24 protein-coding genes are annotated in these 23,839 nt (G+C 69.4%); 16 read left to right on the top strand and 8 right to left on the bottom strand.

Translation table 11 applies throughout. The features are described 5' to 3' along the window. Positions 1–4: 4 nt before the first annotated feature. Positions 5–793, bottom strand: a complete 789-nt coding sequence (locus tag ABZ719_RS05765; RefSeq protein WP_366723951.1) for a GntR family transcriptional regulator — start codon at positions 791–793, stop codon at positions 5–7. Positions 794–905: 112 nt separating this feature from the next. On the opposite strand from ABZ719_RS05765, the gene ABZ719_RS05760 reads away from it, so the two are divergent. The 5 genes from ABZ719_RS05760 (at position 906) to ABZ719_RS05740 (ending at position 4,657) form a co-directional block, all read left to right on the top strand. Next, positions 906–1,313, top strand: coding sequence for an NUDIX hydrolase (locus ABZ719_RS05760; RefSeq protein ID WP_366724027.1), 408 nt, complete (start codon positions 906–908; stop codon positions 1,311–1,313). Between the two features lie 46 nt (positions 1,314–1,359). Continuing rightward, on the top strand, positions 1,360–1,791 hold the full coding sequence (locus ABZ719_RS05755; protein WP_366723950.1) for an ATP-binding protein: 432 nt from the start codon (positions 1,360–1,362) through the stop codon (positions 1,789–1,791). Further along, complete coding sequence (locus ABZ719_RS05750) at positions 1,785–2,132, top strand: hypothetical protein (RefSeq protein ID WP_366723949.1); 348 nt, start codon at positions 1,785–1,787, stop codon at positions 2,130–2,132. The genes ABZ719_RS05755 and ABZ719_RS05750 overlap by 7 nt, the downstream gene beginning before the upstream one ends. Further along, on the top strand, positions 2,129–2,506 hold the full coding sequence (locus ABZ719_RS05745; RefSeq protein WP_366723948.1) for a hypothetical protein: 378 nt from the start codon (positions 2,129–2,131) through the stop codon (positions 2,504–2,506). The genes ABZ719_RS05750 and ABZ719_RS05745 overlap by 4 nt, the downstream gene beginning before the upstream one ends. Positions 2,507–2,908: 402 nt before the next feature. Next, on the top strand, positions 2,909–4,657 hold the full coding sequence (locus ABZ719_RS05740) for an AIPR family protein (RefSeq protein ID WP_366723947.1): 1,749 nt from the start codon (positions 2,909–2,911) through the stop codon (positions 4,655–4,657). A 333-nt stretch (positions 4,658–4,990) separates the two neighbouring features. Here ABZ719_RS05740 and ABZ719_RS05735 read toward each other — a convergent pair whose 3' ends face one another. Next, complete coding sequence (locus tag ABZ719_RS05735; protein ID WP_366723946.1) at positions 4,991–5,443, bottom strand: hypothetical protein; 453 nt, start codon at positions 5,441–5,443, stop codon at positions 4,991–4,993. Then, positions 5,440–6,213, bottom strand: a complete 774-nt coding sequence (locus ABZ719_RS05730; protein WP_366723945.1) for a DUF4231 domain-containing protein — start codon at positions 6,211–6,213, stop codon at positions 5,440–5,442. The genes ABZ719_RS05735 and ABZ719_RS05730 overlap by 4 nt, the downstream gene beginning before the upstream one ends. 430 nt (positions 6,214–6,643) lie before the next feature. On the opposite strand from ABZ719_RS05730, the gene ABZ719_RS05725 reads away from it, so the two are divergent. Then, positions 6,644–7,009, top strand: a complete 366-nt coding sequence (locus ABZ719_RS05725) for a hypothetical protein (RefSeq protein ID WP_366723944.1) — start codon at positions 6,644–6,646, stop codon at positions 7,007–7,009. 402 nt (positions 7,010–7,411) lie between these two features. Here the strand turns inward: ABZ719_RS05725 and ABZ719_RS05720 are convergent, their stop codons facing one another. Further along, positions 7,412–7,828: a hypothetical protein gene (locus tag ABZ719_RS05720; protein ID WP_366723943.1), complete on the bottom strand. Its 417-nt coding sequence runs from the start codon at positions 7,826–7,828 to the stop codon at positions 7,412–7,414. 223 nt (positions 7,829–8,051) lie between these two features. On the opposite strand from ABZ719_RS05720, the gene ABZ719_RS05715 reads away from it, so the two are divergent. From ABZ719_RS05715 to ABZ719_RS05705, 3 genes are all read left to right on the top strand, one after another. Next, a complete protein-coding gene (locus ABZ719_RS05715; protein WP_366723942.1) occupies positions 8,052–8,465 on the top strand; it encodes a hypothetical protein in 414 nt (137 codons plus the stop codon). Beyond that, positions 8,462–9,313 carry a hypothetical protein gene (locus tag ABZ719_RS05710; RefSeq protein WP_366723941.1) on the top strand — a complete coding sequence of 284 codons (852 nt, stop codon included), beginning with the start codon at positions 8,462–8,464 and terminating at the stop codon, positions 9,311–9,313. Before ABZ719_RS05715 ends, ABZ719_RS05710 begins: the two co-directional genes overlap by 4 nt. Positions 9,314–9,588: 275 nt before the next feature. Next, entirely contained in the window at positions 9,589–10,419 is an 831-nt protein-coding gene (locus ABZ719_RS05705) for a serine protease (RefSeq protein WP_366723940.1), read from the top strand. Between the two features lie 53 nt (positions 10,420–10,472). Here ABZ719_RS05705 and ABZ719_RS05700 read toward each other — a convergent pair whose 3' ends face one another. The 3 genes from ABZ719_RS05700 to phoU all read right to left on the bottom strand — a co-directional run bounded on the left by ABZ719_RS05700 (position 10,473) and on the right by phoU (position 15,249). Beyond that, the gene (locus ABZ719_RS05700; RefSeq protein WP_366723939.1) at positions 10,473–12,911 is read right to left on the bottom strand and encodes an excinuclease ABC subunit UvrA; all 2,439 of its coding nucleotides are present in this window, start codon (positions 12,909–12,911) and stop codon (positions 10,473–10,475) included. A gap of 343 nt (positions 12,912–13,254) precedes the next feature. Further along, a complete protein-coding gene (locus ABZ719_RS05695) occupies positions 13,255–13,773 on the bottom strand; it encodes a lamin tail domain-containing protein (protein ID WP_366724026.1) in 519 nt (172 codons plus the stop codon). A gap of 786 nt (positions 13,774–14,559) precedes the next feature. Beyond that, on the bottom strand, positions 14,560–15,249 hold the full coding sequence (gene phoU / locus ABZ719_RS05690) for a phosphate signaling complex protein PhoU (protein ID WP_366723938.1): 690 nt from the start codon (positions 15,247–15,249) through the stop codon (positions 14,560–14,562). Between the two features lie 213 nt (positions 15,250–15,462). Here phoU and ABZ719_RS05685 point away from each other — a divergent pair, with 213 nt between their 5' ends. Continuing rightward, the gene (locus ABZ719_RS05685; RefSeq protein ID WP_366723937.1) at positions 15,463–16,941 is read left to right on the top strand and encodes an ATP-binding protein; all 1,479 of its coding nucleotides are present in this window, start codon (positions 15,463–15,465) and stop codon (positions 16,939–16,941) included. Next, positions 16,938–17,618 (top strand): response regulator transcription factor, encoded by a 681-nt coding sequence (locus tag ABZ719_RS05680; RefSeq protein WP_037857097.1) that lies wholly within the window; start codon positions 16,938–16,940, stop codon positions 17,616–17,618. Before ABZ719_RS05685 ends, ABZ719_RS05680 begins: the two co-directional genes overlap by 4 nt. 239 nt (positions 17,619–17,857) lie before the next feature. Here ABZ719_RS05680 and ABZ719_RS05675 read toward each other — a convergent pair whose 3' ends face one another. Next, positions 17,858–18,580 (bottom strand): DUF461 domain-containing protein, encoded by a 723-nt coding sequence (locus ABZ719_RS05675; protein ID WP_366723936.1) that lies wholly within the window; start codon positions 18,578–18,580, stop codon positions 17,858–17,860. A gap of 987 nt (positions 18,581–19,567) precedes the next feature. Here ABZ719_RS05675 and ABZ719_RS05670 point away from each other — a divergent pair. The 5 genes from ABZ719_RS05670 to cysS all read left to right on the top strand — a co-directional run bounded on the left by ABZ719_RS05670 (position 19,568) and on the right by cysS (position 23,770). Further along, positions 19,568–20,050 (top strand): CarD family transcriptional regulator, encoded by a 483-nt coding sequence (locus ABZ719_RS05670; RefSeq protein ID WP_003953493.1) that lies wholly within the window; start codon positions 19,568–19,570, stop codon positions 20,048–20,050. A gap of 458 nt (positions 20,051–20,508) precedes the next feature. After that, entirely contained in the window at positions 20,509–21,273 is a 765-nt protein-coding gene (gene ispD / locus ABZ719_RS05665) for a 2-C-methyl-D-erythritol 4-phosphate cytidylyltransferase (protein ID WP_366723935.1), read from the top strand. Further along, on the top strand, positions 21,263–21,775 hold the full coding sequence (gene ispF, locus ABZ719_RS05660) for a 2-C-methyl-D-erythritol 2,4-cyclodiphosphate synthase (RefSeq protein ID WP_366723934.1): 513 nt from the start codon (positions 21,263–21,265) through the stop codon (positions 21,773–21,775). The genes ispD and ispF overlap by 11 nt, the downstream gene beginning before the upstream one ends. Positions 21,776–21,868: 93 nt before the next feature. Then, positions 21,869–22,273, top strand: coding sequence for a PPOX class F420-dependent oxidoreductase (locus tag ABZ719_RS05655; RefSeq protein WP_366723933.1), 405 nt, complete (start codon positions 21,869–21,871; stop codon positions 22,271–22,273). Positions 22,274–22,369: 96 nt separating this feature from the next. Beyond that, entirely contained in the window at positions 22,370–23,770 is a 1,401-nt protein-coding gene (cysS, locus tag ABZ719_RS05650) for a cysteine--tRNA ligase (RefSeq protein WP_366723932.1), read from the top strand. The last annotated feature ends 69 nt before the right edge of the window (positions 23,771–23,839 follow it).

Here is a 23,839-nt window from a genome sequence, read left to right as displayed (position 1 = left end):
GTCGTCACGTGGCGGGGAGCTGGTACGACAGGACGTAGGCATCGGCTGCCATGACGGTGTCGCACACCTCCACGGCCCGTCCCTCGGAGTCGAAGGCGGTCCGGATCAGATGGAAGACCGGCACGCCCGAGGCCAGCCGCAGCGTGCGTACCTCGTCCGGGGAGGGCATCCGGGCACGGATCTCCTCCTCGAAGTGGTCGAGGTGGTGGCCCAGTTCCTCGAGGCGGGCGTAGATGCCGCCGGGCCCGGGGTTCGGCTCGGCGATCTGCGTGCCCCGCGCGATGTCGAGGGGCAGGTAGGAGGTGGCGAACTCCACGGGCCGCCCGTCGAGCAGGTACCGGCGCCGGCGGGCGAGCACGCGCCGCACCGACCCGAGCCGCGCGGAGACGTCCGGACTGGCCTTCTCTTCCTTCACCTCCAGACTGTCGACCTGGGGGTGACTGCCGGCCGCGTCGGCTTCCGCGATGAACGCGGACTTGCCCTGCTCGCGGTGGCGCCGGGCGAAGCGGTCGGAGGCGAGCCGTCGCACGGGTGGTCGCGGGCGGACGAACACGCCTTTGCCGTGCTCGGCGTGCACGAGTCCTTCTCCTTGCAGGATGGAGAAGGAGTTGCGGACGGTCATGCGGGAGACGCCGTAGTGCTCGACGAGTTCGGCCTCGGAGGGGAGCTTTTCGCCCTCGCTGAACCGCCCGCGGGAGATGGCTTCGCGCAGTTGGTCGGCGATCTGCCGGTAGACCGCGCGATCACTTGTCGGGTCGAGGTCGCCGAGACTCCCGGAAGGAAGAGCACTCACAGTGCCTGTACTCCTTTAGATATCTAGACAAGTGGGCGGCGGTCGTTGCTACGGTGGTGAGCCTAGTCAGCCGAGAGGGCCGAGGAACGTGAGCACTGACCGTCCGCACTCCGTGAGCGTCGCCGGGGTCGTCGTCGACGACCAGGGCCGTGCCCTCTTGATACAGCGCCGCGACAACGGTCACTGGGAACCGCCGGGCGGTGTCCTCGAACGCGAGGAAACCATCCCCGAGGCACTTCAGCGTGAAGTCCTCGAAGAGACCGGCATCAAGATCGCCCTCCCGGCCACCCTGACCGGCGTCTACAAGAACATGAAGGGCTTGATCGTCTCGCTGGTCTTCCGCTGCGAGGCCGCCGACGGCACGCCCACCACCGGCGACGAGACCCGCGCACTGCGCTGGGTCACCCGTGAAGAAGTCTCCGAGCTTGCCGACGAGGCGTACGCGATCCGTGTCCTTGACGCACTCGACGCGGCGTCCCCGCCGGCCGTCCGCGCCCATGACGGCGTGAAACTCGTCTAGCCCGATCCCGCTGCACATGGCGGCCTATCAGTATGAAGGAACTTGTATGCACGAGTATACGAGTAAGGCTCGGGTCTGGGGGCTCAGTTGCCCAGGATTTCCGGAAGAGGTCAGCAGAGCCCGCCGCTGGACGCGAGACATCCTTCGCGACTCTCCCTTGGCGGGGGACGCTGAACTGATCGTGAGCGAGCTGGGCGCGAACGCGATCCTCCACACGGCCACCGGCCGCCAGTCGGGCAGCTTCCACCTGGCCCTCGCGGTCTCGGCTCAGGTCATCGCACTGTCCGTCACGGACGATGGCGGCACGAGCACGGCCCCCAAGACCGAGCACCAGGACCAGGACGCCGAACACGGCAGGGGCCTGGCCCTGGTCAACGCCCTCGCACACCGGGTCGTCGTCCACCGCAACCAGGCCGGGCACACCATCACCGCGGAACTGTTCGCCGGCCCAGGAACGGCGGGAGGACACCCGTGCTGACACACGCGTTCCTCGATGCACCGGACGTGAACAGCCAGCCCTCCCCCTACCAGTGCCGGGCCGCCGCCTACCCCTGGGATGAAGTGCGCTCGATCCCGCTGGGGTTACACAACACAACGAGCGCGCGCCTGGCCCTGCGCTGGTTACAAGAGCGCACCCGTCACATCACCGAACAGCTCGACGCCGCGTGCGCGCGGCCGGGGGTGCACTGGCTGACGGACGAGGCGGAGCACGAACGCGCGCTCGCCTACTTGGCCAGAGGCACGGGCTACCAACTCACCCTCTACGACGACAGCACCCGCTACGTGCTCGCGGTCTACCCGTGGGGAGCGTCCTTATGAAGACGCCCACCCGCGGCTACTGGTGCGAGTGCTGGACCGAGGACCTGGCCTCTGCGGAGGGGCCGGCCCTCCGAGCTTCCTTCGACGCCTACTCGGCACCACAGGCAGACCGATGGGTCGTCGTCGCCCTCCGCACTATCTCACCGGCCCTGGACGCAGACGCCTCCGACGAGGCATGGACCTGGCTCTATGACGACCGCATCGAGACGCGCCGTGCCCTGCTGCGCTGTGAACCCTGCATGGTGACCATCACGCACGCCAACACACGCATCACCTGGGCGATCCGCCCCGTGCTCTTCCTGCCACTGGCACACCGGCAGGGCGCTGAACTCCCAGCGTGCGCATACGCCTTCAAGCCCCACACCACGGACTGAGTTACAACTTTCTCTACTGGTTTCAAGGCGGCTCGCTCCGCTCACCGCGCGCGGCCCGGCCCCCGGCCGGGCCTGCGCTCCTGTCTCCGCCCCGCTCCAGCCCGGCCGGCGCCCGTGCCGCGCGCACAGCAATCAGCCGCCTGATGCCAGGGAAGGGGTACGTCGTGGCTGGGGCGGTCGGCTCCACGGCGTTAGGCAGCCACTTTGGCGCGAGCCTCGCAGATCATGGCCCCACCGTCGTGCTTTACCGGGCAGGTCCACAGACTGCCCGACGCGCCGGAAGCTTATGGGGCCATGATCACTCGCGCCAAAGCAGCGCCAGCCCAAAGCCGCTCCACCGACCTGGCGCTTTACCGTGCGGGCTGCGTATCGGTAGATTCGTTCCCCTCAGGGAGGGGAACGATGACCGACGCCTTGGAAGCTGCCCTCGCACAGCGCGATGACCTCAATCAGTACGGCTCTGCAAAGCGCATGTTGTTCGCGCTGCAATTGACGCTCGACCTGGAAGACATTCACAGCGTCGCCGCAACAGCACTAACGGACGGTCCTGACGATAAATCCTGCGACATGGTTTACATCGACCGCGACTCGCGCTCGATGATCCTCGCCCAAGGTTACGAAGCGGGGAATGCAAGCCAGACTCAAGCACCCCTCGGAAAAGCAACCTCACTACATCAAGCCGTCAACTGGCTATTTGGCTCACACTTTGAGACCGACGTACCGCAGAGGCTGCGTAGTGCTTGGAGAGAGCTGCATGAGGCGCTAGCCGAAGACGCCATTGATACTGTTGACGTCTGGTTCGTTCACAACCTTCCGGAAAATCATCAGATTGCCGAAGAGCTGAACGCAATCGCCAAGGCTACTTATGGCCTCATTTCATCTCGCTATAACGTTGAGGACGTATCCGTTACGGCTACTGAAGTCGGGCGGGAAACGCTGGTCGATCGCTACGAGGGGTCGCGCACTCCGATTCTCGTCGGGAGTGAGTTCTCGATCCCCGTAAGTGGCGCCTTCACTGAAACCGGAGAAAATTGGTCGGCGCTATGCGCCAGCATTCCCGCATCGTGGCTTCGGGCTCAATTCTCCGTACACAGGGAACGTCTCTTCTCGGCAAATATTCGAGGCTACCTAGGGAGTACCCGATCTCAGAGTAACATCAATAATGGGATCCAGGCTACCGCACGCGAAAAGCCGGGACGCTTTTGGGCATATAACAACGGCATCACTGCCCTTGTTCATTCATTTGACTACAGCGGTGGCGACTCTGTGAAGATAACAGGCATCGCCATCGTGAACGGCGCACAGACGACGGGCGCCCTGGGTTCGACCGACAGCGAAAGTGCGGACGACATTAAACTCCTCGCCCGCTTCATCAAGTGCGATGATGCAGGCACGGTTCAAGACATCATTCGCTACAACAATCGACAGAACCCGACTCAAGCATCAGACTTTCGCAGTAACGATCGAGTGCAGTCGCGCTTGGTCCGTGAGTTCGAAAGCCTTGGCGTCGTTGGGTATAACGGTGGACGTAGAGGCGGAGCGGAAGACGTTATCCGGCGACCGGGCGAGAATCAGCTTGCCGCAACCGTCGCTGCGCAGGCACTGGCCTCATTTCATGGCCGCCCAGACGTCGCATATCACGAAAAGGGGCAGATCTGGGAACAGGATGCTATCTACAGTTCTGTTTTCCCCGACCGCATTAGCGCGAGGCACATTCTTTTCGTGTACAGCCTCCTTCGGGCACTCGAACAGAGCAAGACGAGCCTCAGTTCCCGCGGCGGAACGCCGCAAACACAGCGGGATCAAGACCTGGCGAAGTGGTTCGGCATGCGTGGATCAACATTTCTCGCCGTTGCGGCTATCGGCACTTCTATTGAAAGCGTACTTGACATCCCAACACCCGACCGGCATAACCTTGAGTTCTCAAAGAACCTAACCATCCCGAAGGCTATTGAAGCCTGGATCCCGGTTACCACGGCACTCTTGGCGCTGGCTCCTAATCAACTCTCAGCCCCGCTATCCAGCACCGGTGGACTCCGCAACCGAACGGCCGTCGAATCAGCCGTCAACACTTTCCGGGCCGTCGTCTCTGCGACCAGTCAGGTAAATGAGCCTATCTACTCGGCCTTCGCGAAGTTGGTGAAAGTATAGTTATACAGGGGATGTCCGCGAGTAATGGACCTGCACAGCGCGGATTGTGACTGTAGCCCTTACAGCTCACCCGCCTCGCGGACCGTTGGTACTCGCACAGGATGCGGCGTCAGTCGCCGCATCCTGTGGTACGGCAGGCAGCGAAGTACAACAACCGCCGGAGTCGTAGATCCGCTCCGCGACCGGTTTGCCTTCACCGACCGATCCCCATGGAGTTACGGAACAAGATTCCGTCGGCCGTGGCGCGCACTACGGCTGAGCCTCGGGCGCACCAGAGCGAGCGGGGAAGAGGAGGGAGGCAACTACCATGGTCGTCTCTATCACCTCCTCCAGTCAGTCTGTTCTCCTTGGCCGCGGCCGTTGCTGGACAACCAGCGAGATCGATGGCACGTCCGGCGGGAGCGCCCATTCGGTGACGTGCAGGCCCGCCAGCTCGATCAGTTCCTCCGGGACTCCCAGCATGTGGAGCGGGGTTCGGTTGTGACGAGTCAGCCAGGCCCGGCGCCGTTGCTGTTCCCCCGGGTCAAGCTGCGCCCACACATCGACCATCACGCCCGCCGGCGCACTCGGCACAGGGCGGGTGCGGCGCCGCACGTAGGGCAGGTTGTCCACGTCATCGGCGAGCGCGACCAGGCACCAGGCAGCTTCGTAGGCCAGAGTGGGTCCGTGGGCGGCCCGTAGCCGGCGGGTGCGCCATTGCCAGCGTGGGGCAAGCAACCAGCGGACCGTCGTCAGCGGTAGGGTCCGCTCCCGGAAACGGTCGGAGCCTTCTTGACCGCCGCTCATTGCGCTGAGCGCTCGTCGTGCGAGGTGCTCTGCTCCAACTGGATCTCGCGTTTACGCTGTTCTTCTTTGATCTTTTCGACCGTCCCGGCGTAGAGAATAAGCCGACGGGTCTCCTCCAACCCTTCATAGTCACCGAGCTGGAACCCGCTGGCGTTGTAGTTCTTTTCGATGTCGTCTGCTGTCGACTGCGAGGTGGTGCCACGCTCTCGAAACTTGAAGTATCCGGTGACTCCAGCGGAGATGCCGACCAGCGCGCTTAAAGATGAGGTGGCGATTGATAGGGCCGCATTGGACCCCTCATTCATCGCCGTGAGGGTGGATACCACGATCGACCCGGTGATAATGAGCAGCTGGAATGAATTATGCACACGCCTGTTGCGACTCGCCTGTGCCCGGTAGGAGGCGATGACATCGAGCGAGGCCTCTCGATAGACACGCAGGCCCGAGGTCGTCTCGAGAGGAAGCTCAGCAGCCGCCGTCTGCCGTTCCTGTAATGCTTCACGGAAAGCAGTCGTCTTTTCGGTCAGGGCTTTATGGTTTTTATATAGCCAGCATGCGCACGCAATCCATAAGATGTTGAAGATGATTAGGGTAAGCCATCGGGTGACCCCACCGTCTGCCTTCCACAGGCCGACGATGACGGTGTATCCGAGTATTCCCGTCAGGGTTAGCGAACCTAACAGGATCAGCCAACCGATCCTCTGAAGCGCCTTAGCCGCCCTTAGGTCCGCTTCTTTCAGGCTGAATGTAGCGAACTTTTCTCTGTACACCTCATGTGGATCAGACGTCAAGAGCCCCCCCCCGGGTGATCGAGACTCAGAAGGTAGTGGTCGTGGTGAAGGGGTCGCAATAGCGCCTTGTGATTGGCGCGGTCTATGGGGCCTCAGTTACGTGAAGAAACGCATGAGGTTCATGAGTTTCAAGAGGGTGAAGATCGACGGAGGTCGCCTGCGGCGTTAGCAGCCAACTCCTGGTCGGCGACGCGTAGCCGATCTGTACGCGGCGAACGGACTGCGAGCCCGAGGCCGGTGGCGGGAGCACGCCTGTTCGCTGTTTGCGCTCACAGGCGCTATTGCACCCCTGGTGTGATGGCGCAGAGGCGCTTCCCAGCGCCTGACGGCAGAGGCGCCCGCCTACGGCCATGGTCGACTCACTCGGGACAGCCTGGACCGCGCGCTGGAGGGGGCGTTCACCCGCCGCATGCCGCAGAACGCCCAGGCGCTCGGGATCTCCCAGCGCACCTTGGAGCGGTACGTCTCGGGCAAGCTCAAGCGGCCCCACCAGGACCTGCGCGGGCGCCTGGAGCCCGAGGTCAAGAAGCGGTGGCAACCGCAAATCCGCGCGAAGGCGAGGAAGAAGGCGGCGACCAAGGACGGCTTGGTCGTGTCCACTTGCGCCTGCTTCGGATTCGAAGCCGACGGCGGCATGACCGACGATGCCCGGATCCGCGACATTACCCAGGCCCTGCCGCCGCGATGGGCCGACCGCCTGTTCGAGGCCCGCGACGCTGGCGCCAACGAGCAAGCTGTGGCGGAGGCTCCAAAAGCGCCTCGTCTCCCGCATTGAAGCTGCCGGGGACGAGGTGTTGAGCATCCTACGAGGCTGCTGGCCCGCACTGCCTGAGGCGGCGGAGAGGCTCGTGGTGGAGGCTGCGGTATCTCTGCGTGAGCTGGTTCGAAGTGCTGTGCAGCGCTATCGGTCGGCGCCGGCGACGTTAGAGACCGGGGCGGTGCTTCGGCGGCTGGGCCGTCCCTGGGCCGTCCGAGGTCGCTCGACAGTGGCCAATGACGACCAACGACGACCACCAGGCGCAGGTGCCCACCGCCTCTGACCAGCGAAAACCCAGCTCCCCAAGATCCCCGACAAGACCCAGGGCAAGAAGGAGTAACCGACCACGAACAAGCCCCCTGCCTGCGGGGTCTCCGCTGGGAGGGGGCTTTTCGCTGCCGGTGTGACCTGCGTCCGCGCTCAGGCTGCGTCTTCGTCGGGCTCCTCGTCCTCGTCCTGGCCCCCGTCCCCGTCCTGGCCCTCGTCTTCCGAGGAGCCGCCCCGCTCGTAACCCGACACAGGAATCTCACGGCCGTCAGCGAGCCTCCTCGTGTAGCCGGACACCGAGTGCCTGACGGGAGGTTTCCGTCGCTCGTCCTCCTCCACGGACTCGGCGGCCGACCTGGTGTCCTCGGTGGCGGCGGTGTCCTCGGTGGCGTTCTGCTTCATGGCCTGCCTGGCGACCACGACTGCAACGACCGCGGCCACGCCGGCGACTGCGCCACACGCGGCGCGGATCGTCGTCCTGCGCTTCCCGTACCAGTTCTTCGTCTTCTCGACGAACGACGTGGGCTCGCCTTCCTCGGAGGTCAGCTCGCTGGGCGTGGAGTCGTTCACGCGCACACATCTACCCGACCTGTCCCTCACCTGTCAGGCGATCGTCCGACATCGCCCGATCAAGTTCAGTGGCGACGACGCTCGCGATACGCAGGTCCCGTCGTCTCGGGAGGCGGGCTTGTGCGGCGATCGCCCGGCGTGTGGGATCGCGGCCTGGACCCGGCCGCCGATGCCCTAGGATGGCGCCCCTTGTTGGGCATGCGGTGAGCGATAAGGAGGCGTGGTGGACGCGGAGTTGATGGCTCTCGCCTCGACTGCGGGGACCGCGGTGGTGTCGGCTCTGACCACCGATCTGTGGCAGCGGGCACAGGACTCGGTCGGCTCCCTGTGGCGGCGTGCGTACCCGGAGCGTGCGGGCACGGTGGAGGCGGACCTCACCGAGACACGCACACTGCTCCTGGCCGCTCCGGAAGGTGATGTCGCCGAGGACTCGGCCGAGGAATGGCGCCTGCGCTTCCGGCGGTTGCTAGCCACCCGCCCCGACCTCGCTGAAGAACTGCGCCGTGTGTTGACCGAGGACCTCGCCGACGCCCTGCCCGCTCACCCGCAGGGAACCTCCACGGTCTTCAACGCCACCGCGTCCGGACACGGACGCGTCTACCAGTCCGCCGGGAACCAGACGATCAACGAGCGATGACCGGACAGCCCGCCTCTCCCGCCGAGCCTTCCGGTGGTCAGTCGTTCACGGCGAAGCCGAGCGACCAAGCGCGCACCTACCAGGCCAGTCGGGACCAGACGATCAACGAGCACCACCACTACGCGCCACGGCGTTCGGTGAAGATGCGTATCGCCTGGTCACTGGCAGGTGTGACGGTCCTGGCGCTCGGCGGGCTCGTGGGCATCGACCTCTGGGAACGGCACAGCGCGGCCGAAGCGGCGCCCGTGGGTGACGTCGAAGCACCCGCCGTCACGGTCTCCGCCTCTCCCTCCGCGTCGCCTACGCCGAGTCCCACCCCGAAGCCGTCCGGCAAAGCAACCGCCGATACGCCGGGCATGCCGGTCAGTGGAGCACCGGCGCAGCGTGCGGAGCAGGAGCCGGCACCGAGTCCCAAAGCGTCCGAGTCCGCCTCCGCCCTGCTGCCCGACCCGGCGACGCGGTGCACCGGGTGGCGCGATTCCGGGGCCGACCGTGTGCAGGTCAAGGCATGCGGCCGGGTCGACGGCGACCACCTGTACATGAGTGCCGAGTGGCGCACGACGTCCGGACACGCTCTGGTCGACGTGTACGTCTGGCTCGCGGACCACACCGGCAGGACGGTCGTCTATCCGGGCGCGTCCGCGCCCAACGGCATGGCGGCTTACGGGATGCAGGCCTGGCCGATGCCGAAGGACGGCCCGCAGTGGAAGGAGTACGAGGTGCGCAAGCCCCTGGTACCCGGCGAGAAGTACGAGGTGTCCGTGTCCGTGCGGGAAGCGGGCGGTCCCGCACCCAAGATCTTCAACCCCACCGTGCAGGGCTACCAGTTCGGGATCGTCTACGGGTGATCCGCGCTCTGCGCCCACTGCCGGATGAGTAGGGCCCGGCCAGTCCCGGAGGCCGCCGACCGCCCCCCCGGATTCCGGTTTTCGGGGCCGGTCATGGCGCACCCCACGGGTTGCAGACCACGGGTCAGAGCGCTGCCGGCACCCTCCCGTCCGGCGCTGTCACCCCCTGAGCAGGGGGTTCTCCCCACCGTGGATCGGGCAGGCCGCCGGGTGGTCCGGAGGAGGGCGGCGGCGGAGGGTGGAGGGGTTCACAGCCTCCGGGGAAAGGATCCTTCGTGTTCAGCTTGAAGTGGGCGGCGCGCCGTCGTACCGCGCGGGCCGCCGCTGTCGTCGCTCTCGCCGCCGCCGCGTGTGCCACCACCATGAACGGCAGTGCCCAGGCGATCGTCAACGGGACGGATTCCACCGAGCGTTACCCGTTCATGGCGACGATTCCGGAGACCGCCCCGTCGGCGGGGCTGGACGACGGCACCTGCGGGGCGTCGCTGATCGACCGGCAGTGGGTGCTGACGGCGGCCCACTGCGTGGCCGAGCCGGAGATCAAGCTGGAGGGGATCGTCCGGATCGGCAGTGCGCACCGCCTGTCCGGGGGCACCGTGCGGAGGATCGGGAAGATCGTGGTGCACCCCGGGTACGTGAACGGCCAGGGCACGGGCCCGAACAAGGACGATGTCGCGTTGATCCGGCTCGACCGGCCGGTCGGTGAGAAACCCGTCCGGATCGCGGGGCGGGCCGGGGAGCCCGGCACCCCGACCCGGCTCCTGGGCTTCGGCACCGTCAAGGACATCACCCGGCTGCCGGACGCGGTCTTCCCGGACCGGTTGCAGGAACTGGAGACCAGGCTGGGAACCGCGGCCGAGTGCGCCCCCGGGTACGCGAACGGCACGCGGCTGTGCACCATCAGCCGGGTACCCCACGCCATGGCCTGCTTCGGGGACTCCGGCGGGCCGCTGCTCCAGCGTGGCCGGAGCGGGCGCTGGGAACTCGTGGGCGTGACATCGGGTCCCGGCGTCCCGGGCGCCGCCTGCTCCGACGGACCCGGGCTCTACACCAGCGCTCCCGCCTACGCGGAGTGGGTGCGGAAGGCCGTCAAGGGCCGGGCCTGACCGGGGAAGCGGCCTCGCCGGCCCGACCGGGGAAGCGGCCCCGCCGGCTCCGCTCAGGCACCCACGTACTGCGCCAGATGCTCCCCCGTCACAGTGGAGCGCGCGCTGACCAGGTCCGCCGGTGTGCCCTCGAAGACGATCCGGCCGCCGTCGTGGCCCGCGCCCGGGCCGAGGTCGATGAGCCAGTCGGCGTGGGCCATGACCGCCTGGTGGTGTTCGACGACGATCACCGACTTGCCGGCGTCGACGAGGCGGTCGAGCAGGCCGAGGAGCTGTTCGACGTCGGCCAGGTGGAGGCCGGCGGTCGGTTCGTCGAGGACGTAGACGCCGCCCTTGTCGCCCATGTGGGTGGCGAGTTTGAGGCGCTGGCGTTCGCCGCCGGACAGGGTGGTGAGGGGCTGGCCGAGGGTGAGGTAGCCGAGGCCCACGTCGGACATCCGCTGGAGGATCCGGTGAGCGGCGGGGGTACAGGCCTCGCCCGCGGCGAAGAACTGCTCGGCCTCCTCGACCGGCATCGCGAGCACCTCGCTGATGTCGCGGCCGCCGAGGCGGTGGTCGAGGACGGACGCCTCGAAGCGCTTGCCCTCACACTCCTCGCAGGTGGTGGCGACCCCGGCCATCACGGCGAGGTCGGTGTAGATGACGCCGGCGCCGTTGCAGGTGGGGCAGGCGCCCTCGGAGTTCGCGCTGAACAGGGCGGGCTTGACGCCGTTGGCCTTGGCGAACGCCTTGCGGATCGGGTCGAGCAGCCCGGTGTACGTCGCCGGGTTGCTGCGGCGCGAGCCGCGGATCGGGGCCTGGTCGACCGAGATCACGCCCGCCCCCGCCGGGATCGACCCGTGCACGAGCGAGCTCTTCCCGGACCCGGCGACACCGGTGACCACGCAGAGCACGCCGAGCGGGATGTCCACGTCGACGTCGCGCAGGTTGTGCGCGTGCGCGCCGCGGATCTCCAGCGTGCCGGTGGGCTCGCGCACCGTCTTCTTCGGTGCGGCCCGGTCGTCGAGGTGGCGTCCGGTGACGGTGCCGGCCGCCCGCAGCCCCTCGACCGAGCCCTCGAAGCAGACCGCACCGCCCGCCGCGCCCGCGCCGGGACCGAGGTCGACGACGTGGTCGGCGATCGCGATCACCTCCGGCTTGTGCTCCACGACCAGCACCGTGTTGCCCTTGTCCCGCAGCCGGAGCAGCAGGTTGTTCATCCGCTGGATGTCGTGCGGGTGCAGACCGGTGGTGGGCTCGTCGAAGACGTACGTGACGTCGGTGAGCGAGGAGCCGAGGTGACGGATCATCTTGACCCGCTGGGCCTCACCGCCGGAGAGGGTGCCCGCCGGGCGGTCCAGCGAGAGGTAGCCGAGGCCGATCTCCACGAACGAGTCCAGGGTCTGCCGGAGCGCGGCCAGCAGCGGCGCCACCGCCGGCTCGCTCAGGCCGCGGACCCAGGCGGCCAGGTCGCTGATCTGCATCGCGCAGGCGTCCGCGATGCTCACCCCGGCGATCCGCGAGGAGCGGGCCGCCTCGCTGAGCCGGGTGCCCTCGCACTCGGGGCAGGCGGTGAAGGTGACCGCGCGGTCCACGAACTCCCGGATGTGCGGCTGCATGCCCTCCTTGTCCTTGGCGAGCATCGACTTCTGGATCCGCGGGACCAGGCCTTCGTAGGTCATGTTGATGCCCGCGATCTTCATCCTGGTCGGCTCGCGGTGCAGGAAGTCGTGCAGCTCGGTCTCGGTGAAGTCGCGGATCGGCTTGTCGGGGTCGTAGAAGCCCGACTCGCTGTAGAGGCGGTGGTTCCAGCCGCCCGACTTGTAGCCGGGGACGGTGAGCGCGCCGCCGGAGAGCGACTTGGAGTCGTCGTAGAGCTGGGTGAGGTCGAGGTCGGAGACGGTGCCCCGGCCCTCGCAGCGCGGGCACATGCCGCCGGTGATGCTGAAGCTGCGGCGCTCCTTCACCGTCTGACCGCCGCGCTGGACGGTGACCGCGCCCGCGCCGCTGATCGAGGCGACGTTGAAGGAGAACGCCTTGGGCGAGCCGAGGTGCGGTTCGCCGAGCCGGCTGAAGAGGATGCGCAGCATCGCGTTGGCGTCCGTGGCGGTGCCGACCGTGGAGCGGGGGTCGGCGCCCATCCGCTGCTGGTCGACGATGATCGCGGTCGTCAGCCCGTCGAGCACGTCGACCTCGGGCCGGGCGAGCGTCGGCATGAAGCCCTGGACGAACGTGCTGTACGTCTCGTTGATCAGCCGCTGCGACTCCGCGGCGATGGTGCCGAACACCAGGGAACTCTTGCCCGACCCGGAGACGCCGGTGAAGACCGTCAGCCGACGCTTGGGGATCTCGACGCTCACGTCCTTGAGGTTGTTCTCGCGCGCGCCGTGCACGCGGATCAGGTCGTGGCTGTCGGCGGTGTGCGGCGCGGACGGCCGGGCGGACGGGGCGGACCCGGTGGAGGGGGCGCGCCGGCCGCCGGTGTCGCCGTCCGTCCTCGTGACCGTGCTCATCGTGTCTCCGTCCGTTGCCGTCCGCCGGCGCGTCCCGCCGTGGTGTCCGTCGCGGCCACGGTAACCGTGGCCCGCGCGGGCGCGCTTCTCGATTCCTGACCGGTTCGCAGCCGGTCGGCGCCGGCAGGGACCTGACCGGTTCGGAGCCGGTCGACGCCGGCAGGGACCGGTCGGAGCCGTCCGGAGCCGTCCGGAGCCGGTGGGAACCGGTGTGAGCTGGTCAGGACCGGTGAGGGAGGCCGTCACGCGCCGGACTTCCCGGACACGGAGGAGCCCCCTCTCCGTGCCTTCCGGGTTCCCGGTGGAGGAGAGGGGGCTGAGGACCGGCCGCGTGCCGTCCGGATCAGCGGCGGTGGTCCCCGCGGTGCCGGCCGTCGCGGTGCCGGTCGCCGCCCCAGCTGACGGCGTCGACGAAGCGGTGGTGGTCGTTGCGCAGGGTGGCCGTGTCGTGCCGGTCCCAGACGGAGACGCGGCGGTCCTGGTAGAGGTCACGGCGGGTGTCGTGGCCGTAGCCGGTGTGGACGCGGACCGTGGCGCGGCCGTCGAGACGGTAGTGGCGGAAGGTATAGGTGTGGCCGTGCTCGTCGGCCAGCGTCCATCCGTCGAGGTTGACGTCGCGGCGGCTGTTGTTGGTGATCTCCACCCACTCCGTGTTCAGCGCACGGGCGACGTGGTGGGCGCGGTCCCCGTTGTCGAGGTGGACGCCGCTGATCGTCACGCCCTGGCGGTGCGTGGAGTGCGGGCCGGCGTGCGGGGCGTGGTCGGCCGCGGAGGCGGGCAGCGCCGCCATCGCGACCAGCGCACCGGCCGCGGCGGCGGCCGCGGTCAGACGGCGGGCGGTCCAGGAGACGGAAACGGACACGGACACAGGCTCTCCCTGCTGGTACGAGCACCCGCCGGGCGCGGATCCGGGCCGCGCGGGGCGGTGTGCGGTGTGCGGTGGCGGCCGGGTCGGCCGCGCCCCCACACGTTGTCCGGTCTGCAACGAAATGCGGGCAGTGGGCGCACGGTGTTACCGATTGGCCATATTTCTGTGACTCTCGGGTGTAATGCCCATCCAGGTGTCCTCCGTGGTTTCCGACGCCCCGACAGGTGCGAAGTCCCGGCGCGCGCCGGGACCGTCACCCCAAAGTGGGTAACGGAGAGGGGCCGGGCGCCCGCCCGCCGGGAACGGGCCCACACGTGACGCGGGGCCCCGGCGGCATCGCCGGGGCCCCGCGTCGAGTCGTCCTGTCAGCCGCACTGGCAGGGGCCGCCCGACTGGCAGCCGCAGCCGCAGCCCGAACCGCAGCCGCAGGCTGCGAGGAGCGGGAGGCGCCTGGGCTCGGCCGGCTGCTCGGTCTCACGGTTCCGGGCGGGGTCGGGCGCGGTGCTGGGGGATTCGGCCATGGGTCCTCCTAGAGGCTGGTGCCTTCGCCCATTCCATGCCCGTTCCGCCGGGCGCATCAACGGCGCACAGTGGCTCGTTCCGCAGGCCCCCCGGGACCCCGGCGCCCGGGACGCCGGCTCACCACCCGCCGCCGGCCGCCCGGGTCGCCGGCCGCCCGCGTACGTCGGCTGCCCGGGTCCGCCCGGCCGTCCGAAGCCGCCGCCCGCCGCCCGGGACCGACGGTCGCACCGGGACCGCCGCCCGCCGCCGGCCGTCCGCTCAGGCCCCGTCGACCTTCGTCACCGACTGGATGTCCTGCTGGAGATCGTCGGCGTGCTCGCCCGTGACGAGGTAGACCACGCGCTTGGCCACCGCCACCGCGTGGTCGGCGTACCGCTCGTAGTAGCGGCCGAGCAGGGTGACGTCCACGGCGGTCTCGATGCCGTGCTTCCAGCGGTCGTCGATCAGGTGCTGGAAGAGGGTGCGGTGCAGCAGGTCCATCTCGTCGTCGTCCTGCTCCAGCTGGAGGGCCAGGTCGACGTCCTTGGTGACGATCACCTCGGCGGCCTTCGCCATCAGGCGCTGGGCGAGCTGTCCCATCTCCAGGATGGTGGCGTGCAGGTCCTGCGGGACCGCCCGCTCCGGGAAGCGCAGCCGCGCCAGCTTCGCCACGTGCTGGGCCAGGTCGCCGGAGCGCTCCAGGTCCGCGGACATCCGCAGCGAGGTGACGACGATCCGCAGGTCCGTCGCCACCGGCTGCTGCCGGGCCAGCAGGGCTATGGCCCGGGCCTCCAGGTCGTGCTGGAGTTCGTCGACCTTCTGGTCGGCCTCGATCACACTCTCGGCCAGCTTCAGATCGGCGTCGAGGATGGCGGTCGTGGCGCGCCCGATGGCCGACCCGACCAGCCGGGCCATCTCCACCAGTCCGTCGCCGATCGAGTCCAGTTCCTCGTGGTACGCGTCCCGCATCGTCGGTTCCCTCTCGTACGTCTTCGTTCGTGCCGGCCAGGGGTGCCAGTCGGGGGTGCGATCCCCACGCTCCCACGTTCCGGCCCGTACGCGTCCGTTTCCGTCACCTCAAGTGAACCGTCGCTGGCTCCAAGGTGAACTCTGGGCGACGAGTGTTCGAGGTCGCACCCGGACGGGTGCGGGCAGGTCGTACCCCATGCCTAACCTGGTCGCATGGACGTGAACGCGGCGGTCGCCGCAGCGGCAGCGATCGCCGGAGTGCTCACCGGTGTCATCGCCATGCTGGCGTTCCGCTTCAGTGAACGGGAGCAGAAGCGTCCGACGCGTACCTCGCTGCACACCGACGCGGTGCTGCCGCCCGGCGTGGACACGGTCCTGTCCGTGCTGCGCTCCTCCGCCGTCGTCCTCGACGAGGCCGACGCCGTCGTCAAGGCCAGCTCCGCCGCGTACGCCCTCGGGCTGGTCCGCGGCGGCAAGCTGGCCGTGGAGCCCATGCTCCAGATGGCCCGCGACACCCGGCGGGACGGGGAGATACGGCAGGTCGAGCTGGACCTGCCGCGGCGCGGCACCGGGCGCGGCGAGGCCCTCGCGGTCTCCGCCCGCGTGGCGCCGCTGGGGTCGCGTCTGGTGCTGCTGCTCGTCGAGGACCTGACCGAGGCCCGCCGGATCGAGGCCGTACGACGCGACTTCGTCGCCAATGTGAGCCACGAGCTGAAGACGCCCGTCGGCGCGCTCTCCCTCCTCTCCGAGGCCGTCATGGACGCCTCGGACGAGCCGGAGGCCGTGCAGCGCTTCGCCGGACGCATGCAGATCGAGGCGACCCGGCTGACCAACCTGGTCCAGGAGCTGATCGACCTCTCCCGGGTGCAGAACGACGACCCCCTGGAGGACGCCGAGCCGGTGCGCGTCGACGAACTCGTCGCCGAGGCCATCGACCGCTGCCGCCACCAGGCCGGCACCAAGCAGATCACCATGGCCACCGGCGGTACGGCCGACCTGCGCGTCTGGGGCAACCGCGGCCAGCTCGCCGCGGCCCTCGGCAACCTCGTCGAGAACGCCGTCAACTACTCCCCGGCCCGCACCCGCGTCGGCATCGCCGCCCGCAGGATCACCATGCCGGGCGGGGACCTCGTCGAGATCGCCGTCACCGACCAGGGCATCGGCATCTCCGACAAGGACAAGGAGCGCATCTTCGAGCGCTTCTACCGCGTGGACCCGGCCCGCTCACGGGCCACCGGCGGCACCGGCCTCGGTCTCGCGATCGTCAAGCACGTGGTCGCCTCGCACGGCGGGGAGGTCACGGTGTGGAGCGCCGAGGGACAGGGGTCCACCTTCACGCTGCGGCTGCCGGAGGCCGCGGCGGGCCGCCAGGCACGCGACCGGGACCGCGCGCAGGAACACCCGGCTCTCGACGAGGAGGCCGGAACCGGACAGTCCCGCACGGCGTCCTCCCCGTCCTCCCCCTCGTCCCCGTCCTCCCCCTCGTCCTCACCGCGGTCCTCCCGGACCGCACAGTCCTCCCGGACCGCACAGTCCTCCCGGACCGCACAGTCCTCCCGGACCGCGCGGTCCGCGCAGTCCGCGCCGCCGGCACAGCACGCACAGCCCTCGAAGGCGCCGTCAGCGCAGACATCGCCGTCATCCCAGTCGTCACCGTACGAACCGTTTACCGCCCCGGAGGTCCTTCCGTGACCCGAGTGCTCGTCGTCGAGGACGAGGAGTCCTTCTCCGACGCCCTGTCGTACATGCTCCGCAAGGAGGGCTTCGAGGTCGCCGTCGCGGCCACCGGGCCCGACGGACTCGACGAGTTCGAGCGCAACGGCGCCGACCTCGTCCTCCTCGACCTGATGCTGCCGGGGCTGCCCGGTACGGAGGTGTGCCGCCAGCTGCGGGGCCGCTCCAACGTCCCGGTGATCATGGTGACCGCCAAGGACAGCGAGATCGACAAGGTGGTCGGCCTGGAGATAGGCGCCGACGACTACGTCACCAAGCCCTTCTCCTCCCGCGAGCTGGTCGCCCGGATCCGCGCGGTGCTGCGCCGGCGCGGCGAGCCGGAGGAGGTCACGCCGGCGGCACTGGAGGCCGGCCCGGTCCGCATGGACGTGGACCGGCACGTCGTCACCGTCTCGGGCACCAAGGTCGACCTGCCGCTCAAGGAGTTCGACCTGCTGGAGATGCTGCTGCGCAACGCCGGCCGGGTGCTGACCCGGATGCAGCTCATCGACCGGGTCTGGGGCGCCGACTACGTGGGCGACACCAAGACGCTCGACGTGCACGTCAAGCGGCTGCGCGCCAAGATCGAGCCCGATCCGGGCGCCCCGCGCTACCTGGTGACGGTCCGCGGCCTCGGCTACAAGTTCGAGCCGTGAGCCGTGAGCCGTGAGCCGTGAGCCGTAAGGCGTACGCCGTGTGTCGCGCGCCGTCGACCTGATCCGTAGGCCGCGAGCCGGCCGCCGCGGCCCGCGGAGGTACGACGAAGGGCGGCACCCCTGCGAGGGGGTGCCGCCCTTCGTCGTCTGCCGTGCGGTACCGCGCCGGAGTCACTGACCGGCGGCCGGCGGCCGGTGACCGGTGACCAGCTGTCGGCGGCCGGGCTGCCGGCGGTCGGTCACTGCGCCGAGCCGCCCTGGTTCACCGAGTCGCCCGCGCCGGTGCCCGTACCCGTGCCCGTCTCGCCGGTCGAGGCCGAACCCGTCGGCGTGCCGCCGGCCGGGGACTGCGGGCTCTGCGACGTCTTGGGCGCCTTCGGCGACTTGGACGTCCCCGGCTTGCCCGTGGCGGACGCGCTCGGCGCGCCCGGGGCGCCCGGGGCGGCCGGGATGCTGCTCGGGCCCCACTTGTCGAAGTAGCTCGAGGCCGGCACGACGAAGGCCCGCAGGCTCACGTCACCGGCCTTGCTGAAGGAGAAGGTGATCTTCTGGGCGTTGCCGTCCTTGACCACCGAACCGGGGTTGGTCAGCGCCGCGGAGGCGTTGCCCTTGCCGCCGATGATGACGGAGCCCTGGGGCGGCACGGTCAGCTTGCCCTTGCCCTGGGCGGGGGTGATCTGCGCGGTGCCGCCGCCGTCGACGCGGACCGCGTCCAGCGTCTGGGGCGTGCTGCCGTTGTTGAAGACGGTCACTGAAACGACGGCCGGACCCTTGGTCTGGAAGCCGGGCTGCGTGATGATCAGCGCGTTCTGGACCTCGATGTCCCCGACGGTGGTGGCCGCGTTGTCCGGCTTCACCTCGAGCGTCTGGGCGTTGTTGCCGGCGCCGCAGGCGGCGAGCGAGGCGATCGAGAACGCGATGGCGGCGGCGGCGAGGGCGCCGCGTCGAAGGCTGCTGCTCACGGCGGCGGCAACTCCTTGAACGTGGGCGGTACAGGACGACTCCCTTATAAAGCCGCCCTAAGTGTCTGTCAGCGGGCTTAGGTTACCGAGCCGTTCCCGGGGCCTCGCACCCGACCCGCCCCTGGACGTCCGCGGGCACCCGGACACCGCTCCCCGTACGGCCGCCCGGAAGCGTTCCCCGCGCCTTCGGCCGGCCCTCTGCGGACGCCGTCCGCCAGGTCCCGCCGGGCGCCGCCCGGCGCACGGTCCGTGACGCCGCCTCTCCTTCACACAGGCGCCGCCCGCCGGACGCCTCCCCTTACGACACGCCAAACGCACACCACCTCATAGGCGTCATATGGAGCGACCCCCGGGTGCATAGGCGCGGGCATAGGGGTCGGCATACGCCCGCATACCCGCCGGCTTACGCCGTGGCTTACGCGCCGTCTTACGCCCCCTCTAACGCGCCGCCATAGCCACTGTCCGCCGCACCGGATCAACCGGATCTTCGCCGCAGATCTTCGTGCCGGATCTCCGTGCTCGATCTCCGTGCCGGATCTCGGTGCCGGATCTTCATCGCGGATCTTCATGCGGGGATCCAGGTGCCGTCTTCGTGGATTTCCGGCCCCGGAATGCGCGCCGGGGGCTGAAATTGATCACCGGTCGCGGCGCGCGTCGATCGGGGGCCGTGATCAATTCCGGATTCGTCCCGGCCGGGCCCCGGCGCACCGAACGGAGTAGCGGAAGTCGCGCGTCTGCGACGGGACAAAACGGTCTGTTCGGGCGCTTGGACGGACGGCCGGATGTGTGTAACGTACGCGTTTCGCCCTGTGCGAAGAGCCCCTCCGACCTGCGGATACCTGTCCGCCGTCGGCCCGTGCGCCCCTTCCGAAGCACGTCCCGGTTGCTGTTGTCAAGCCCCGAGATATGCCCTGACCTGCGAAAACGCCATTCAGAAGACGCCGTATCCGTGTTACCCTGGATAGCCACGGAAGGGGTACCTGTCACATGACGTTCAAGGTTGGCGACACCGTGGTCTATCCCCATCACGGGGCCGCGCTGATCGAGGCTATCGAAACTCGCCAGATCAAAGGCGTGGACAAGACCTACTTGGTGCTGAAGGTCGCCCAGGGTGACCTGACGGTACGTGTGCCAGCGGACAATGCGGAGTTCGTCGGCGTGCGTGATGTGGTCGGTCAGGACGGGCTGGACCGGGTCTTCGAGGTGCTGCGCGCTCCGTACGCCGAGGAGCCCACGAACTGGTCGCGTCGCTACAAGGCAAACCTGGAGAAGCTCGCCTCCGGCGATGTCATCAAGGTCGCGGAAGTCGTGCGTGACCTGTGGCGTCGCGAGCGCGAGCGCGGACTCTCCGCCGGTGAGAAGCGCATGCTCGCCAAGGCCCGCCAGATCCTGGTGAGCGAGCTGGCGCTCGCGGAGAACACGAACGAGGACAAGGCCGAGGCTCTGCTCGACGAGGTCCTCGCGTCCTGACGCGAGGCTTTCCGGTACGGAGCTTCCTGACCGATACGGACCGGTACGGGACACACCGACATCCTGACGCGAGGCGCCGACCGCGACGTCCATGTCGCCTCTGTTCGGTTTCAGCACGGTAAGTGACATGCCGCGGCATCCGAGGGCGCGAACCCGCCGCCGGATGCCGCGGCATGGTCGTACCCGAAGACCCATCCGGACACTCGCGTACCCGCCGTCGCGGCGACGCCCGCGTCCTCGCGGGTGCACCCGGCGGTGCCACCCGTACCCACGACGGCGCGGCGCAGTCCTGCCCGCGCGGACGCCGTGGTCCCCCCGGGGGAAGATCCCCCGATACTGTGTGCCAGGCCCGGGCGGTCGGCTCGACCGAGGTCACGGAAGGGTCCGGTCGAGGCGTCGCGCCCGGCACGGTGTGGCCATACCCACGCCGAGCCGGAACACAAACCTGACAGGAACCGATGTCTGACGAATCGCGACCCTCGCCCGCACAGGCCCGGTCTCAGACCCCCGTCGCCGTCGTGATCCCGGCCGCCGGCCGGGGCGTGCGCCTCGGTCCCGGCGCCCCCAAGGCGCTGCGCACGCTGAACGGCACGCCCATGCTCATCCACGCGGTGCGCGCCATGGCCGCCTCCCGCGCGGTCGCCCTGGTGATCGTGGTCGCCCCGCCCGGCGGCGCCGCCGAGGTCACCGCGCTCCTCGACTCCCACGCGCTGCCCGAGCGGACCTGCTTCCTCGTCGTGCCCGGCGGCGAGTCCCGCCAGGAGTCCGTCAGGCTCGGGCTCGACGCGCTGCCGCCCGGCCACGACATCGTCCTGGTCCACGACGCGGCGCGCCCGCTGGTCCCCGTGGACACCGTGGACGCGGTGATCGACGCCGTGCGCGAGGGCGCCGCCGCCGTCGTACCGGCGCTGCCGCTCGCGGACACCGTCAAGGAGGTCGAACCGGCCGCGGCCGCGGGCGACCCGGAGCCGGTGCTGGCGACCCCGGACCGGTCGCGGCTGCGGGCCGTGCAGACCCCGCAGGGCTTCGACCGGGCGACGCTGGTCCGCGCCCACGAGTCCGTCACCGACAACGTCACCGACGACGCGAGCATGGTCGAACAGCTCGGCGAGCGGGTCGTGGCCGTGCCCGGCCACGAGGAGGCCTTCAAGGTCACCCGCCCCCTCGACCTGGTGCTCGCCGAAGCGGTCCTGGCCCGCCGGAGGCTCAACGATGGCTTCTGAGACCTCCCCCGCGACCCCCGGGCAGCCGCTGCCCCAGGTCGGCATCGGCACCGACATCCACGCCTTCGAGGACGGCCGCGAGCTGTGGTGCGCCGGTCTGAAGTGGGAGGGGCAGGGCCCCGGGCTGGCCGGGCACTCCGACGCGGACGTCGTCGCGCACGCCGCGTGCAACGCGCTGTTCTCGGCCGCGGGCCTCGGCGACCTCGGACAGCACTTCGGCACCGGGCGCCCCGAGTGGTCGGGCGCCTCCGGCGTCACGCTGCTGACGGAGGCGGCGCGGATCGTACGGGCGGCCGGCTTCCGGATCGGGAACGTGGCCGTGCAGGTCGTCGGCCCCCGCCCGAAGATCGGCAAGCGCCGAGAGGAGGCGCAGAAGATCCTCTCCGAGGCGGCCGGCGCGCCGGTGTCCGTCTCCGGTGCCACCACCGACGGACTCGGCTTCCCGGGCCGGGACGAGGGACTGATGGCGGTGGCCACGGCGCTCGTGGTGCGGGTGGGCTGAGCGCGTGCGAGGGTACCCGCAGAGTCACCGCCGGGTCAGCACCGCTGAGCCGGCCGTGAACCGCCAGTGACCGAGGTCCCGGAGGGTGCCCCCATGTCCGCCGTACTGTCCGACCGTCTCAAGAACCTCCTCGACGGCCCCGTCTTCGTCGTCGTCGGCACCGTCCAGCCCGACGGCAGTCCCCAGCTGTCGCCGGTCTGGGTCAAGCGGGACGGCGACGACCTCCTCGTCTCCACCACCGTCGGCCGCCGCAAGACGAAGAACCTGGAGCGCGACGCCCGCGTCAGCGTCGTCGTCCAGGACCCGGCCTCGCCGTACGAGTACGCCGAGATCCGCGGCACCGCCGAGATGACCACCGAGGGCGGCCAGGACCTCATCGACGAGCTGTCCGTCAAGTACACCGGGAAGAAGTACGCCGAGTTCAACCCGGCCTCCGCCCAGGACTCCGCACGCGTGGTCGTCCGCATCCGGGCGCGCAAGGTCGTCGGCGTCCTGTGACCGCCGCGCGCCGGTGCGGCCGTCGCCGGTCACGAAAGGGGCGCCGCTTGCGGGAAGGGGCGTGAGGCACTGCCCCCGGCCCACTACCCTGGAGTGGTGACTATTCGCCTGTACGACACCAGCGCCCGGCAGATCCGTGACTTCACCCCGCTCGAGCAGGGCTGTGTCTCGATCTACCTGTGTGGTGCCACCGTGCAGGCGGCCCCGCACATCGGGCACATCCGCTCGGGGCTGAACTTCGACATCATGCGCCGCTGGTTCACCCACCGCGGCTACGAGGTCACGTTCATCCGCAACGTCACCGACATCGACGACAAGATCATCGCCAAGTCGCACGAGCAGCACCGCCCCTGGTGGTCGATCGGCTACGGCAACGAGCGGGCGTTCAACGACGGTTACACCGCGCTCGGCTGCCTGCCGCCCACCTACGAGCCGCGCGCCACCGGTCATGTGCCGGAGATGATCGAGATGATGCGGACGCTCATCGAGCGCGGTCACGCCTACGCCGCCGACGGCAACGTCTACTTCGACGTGCGCTCCTTCCCCGGCTACCTCGAGCTGTCCCGGCAGGAACTGGACAACCTGCGCCAGCCCGCCGCCGACAGCGAGACCGGCAAGCGGGACCCGCGGGACTTCGCGATGTGGAAGGCGGCCAAGCCCGGCGAGCCGACCTGGCCCACGCCGTGGGGCGAGGGGCGGCCGGGCTGGCACCTGGAGTGCTCGGCCATGGCGCACAAGTACCTGGGCAGCGCCTTCGACATCCACGGCGGCGGTCTCGACCTGATCTTCCCGCACCACGAGAACGAGATCGCCCAGTCCAAGGCCTACGGCGACGAGTTCGCCCGGTACTGGGTGCACAACGCGTGGGTGACCATGAGCGGCGAGAAGATGTCGAAGTCGCTCGGCAACTCCGTGCTGGTCTCGGAGATGGTCAAGCAGTGGCGGCCGATCGTCCTGCGCTACTACCTGGGCACCCCGCACTACCGCTCGACCATCGAGTACAGCGAGGAGGCCCTGCGCGAGGCCGAGTCCGCGTTCGCGCGGATCGAGGGCTTCATCCAGCGCGTGGTGGAGAAGGCCGGCCCGGTGGATCCCTCCGCCGAGGTGCCGCCCGCCTTCGCCGAGGCGATGGACGACGACCTCGGTGTCCCGCAGGCGCTGGCCGTCGTCCACACCACCGTCCGGCAGGGCAACAGCGCGCTGGCGGCGGACGACAAGGAGGCCGCCGTGGCCCGGCTCGCCGAGGTGCGGGCCATGCTCGGCGTCCTCGGTCTGGACCCGCTGGACGAGCACTGGGCGGGTGAGGCCGCCGACCGCGGCGAGGACCTGCACGGAGTGGTGGACACCCTGGTCCGGATGGTCCTCGACCAGCGCGAGGCCGCCCGCGCCCGCAAGGACTGGGCCACCGCGGACGCCCTGCGCGACCAGCTCGGCCAGTCCGGTCTGGTCGTCGAGGACAGCCCCCAGGGCCCGCGCTGGAGCCTCGGCCCCCGCTGACCCGGCCCCGCCGGGCGGCCCGGACGACGCCGCGGTCACCGGGGGCCCGCTGTGCCGTCCGGCCGCCCG

The sequence above is a fragment of the Streptomyces sp. NPDC006743 genome (genome assembly GCF_040703815.1).
Taxonomy (GTDB): Bacteria; Actinomycetota; Actinomycetes; order Streptomycetales; family Streptomycetaceae; genus Streptomyces.
Note: the sequence above shows the minus strand (reverse complement) of the source record. Positions and strands in the feature narration are given on the sequence as shown.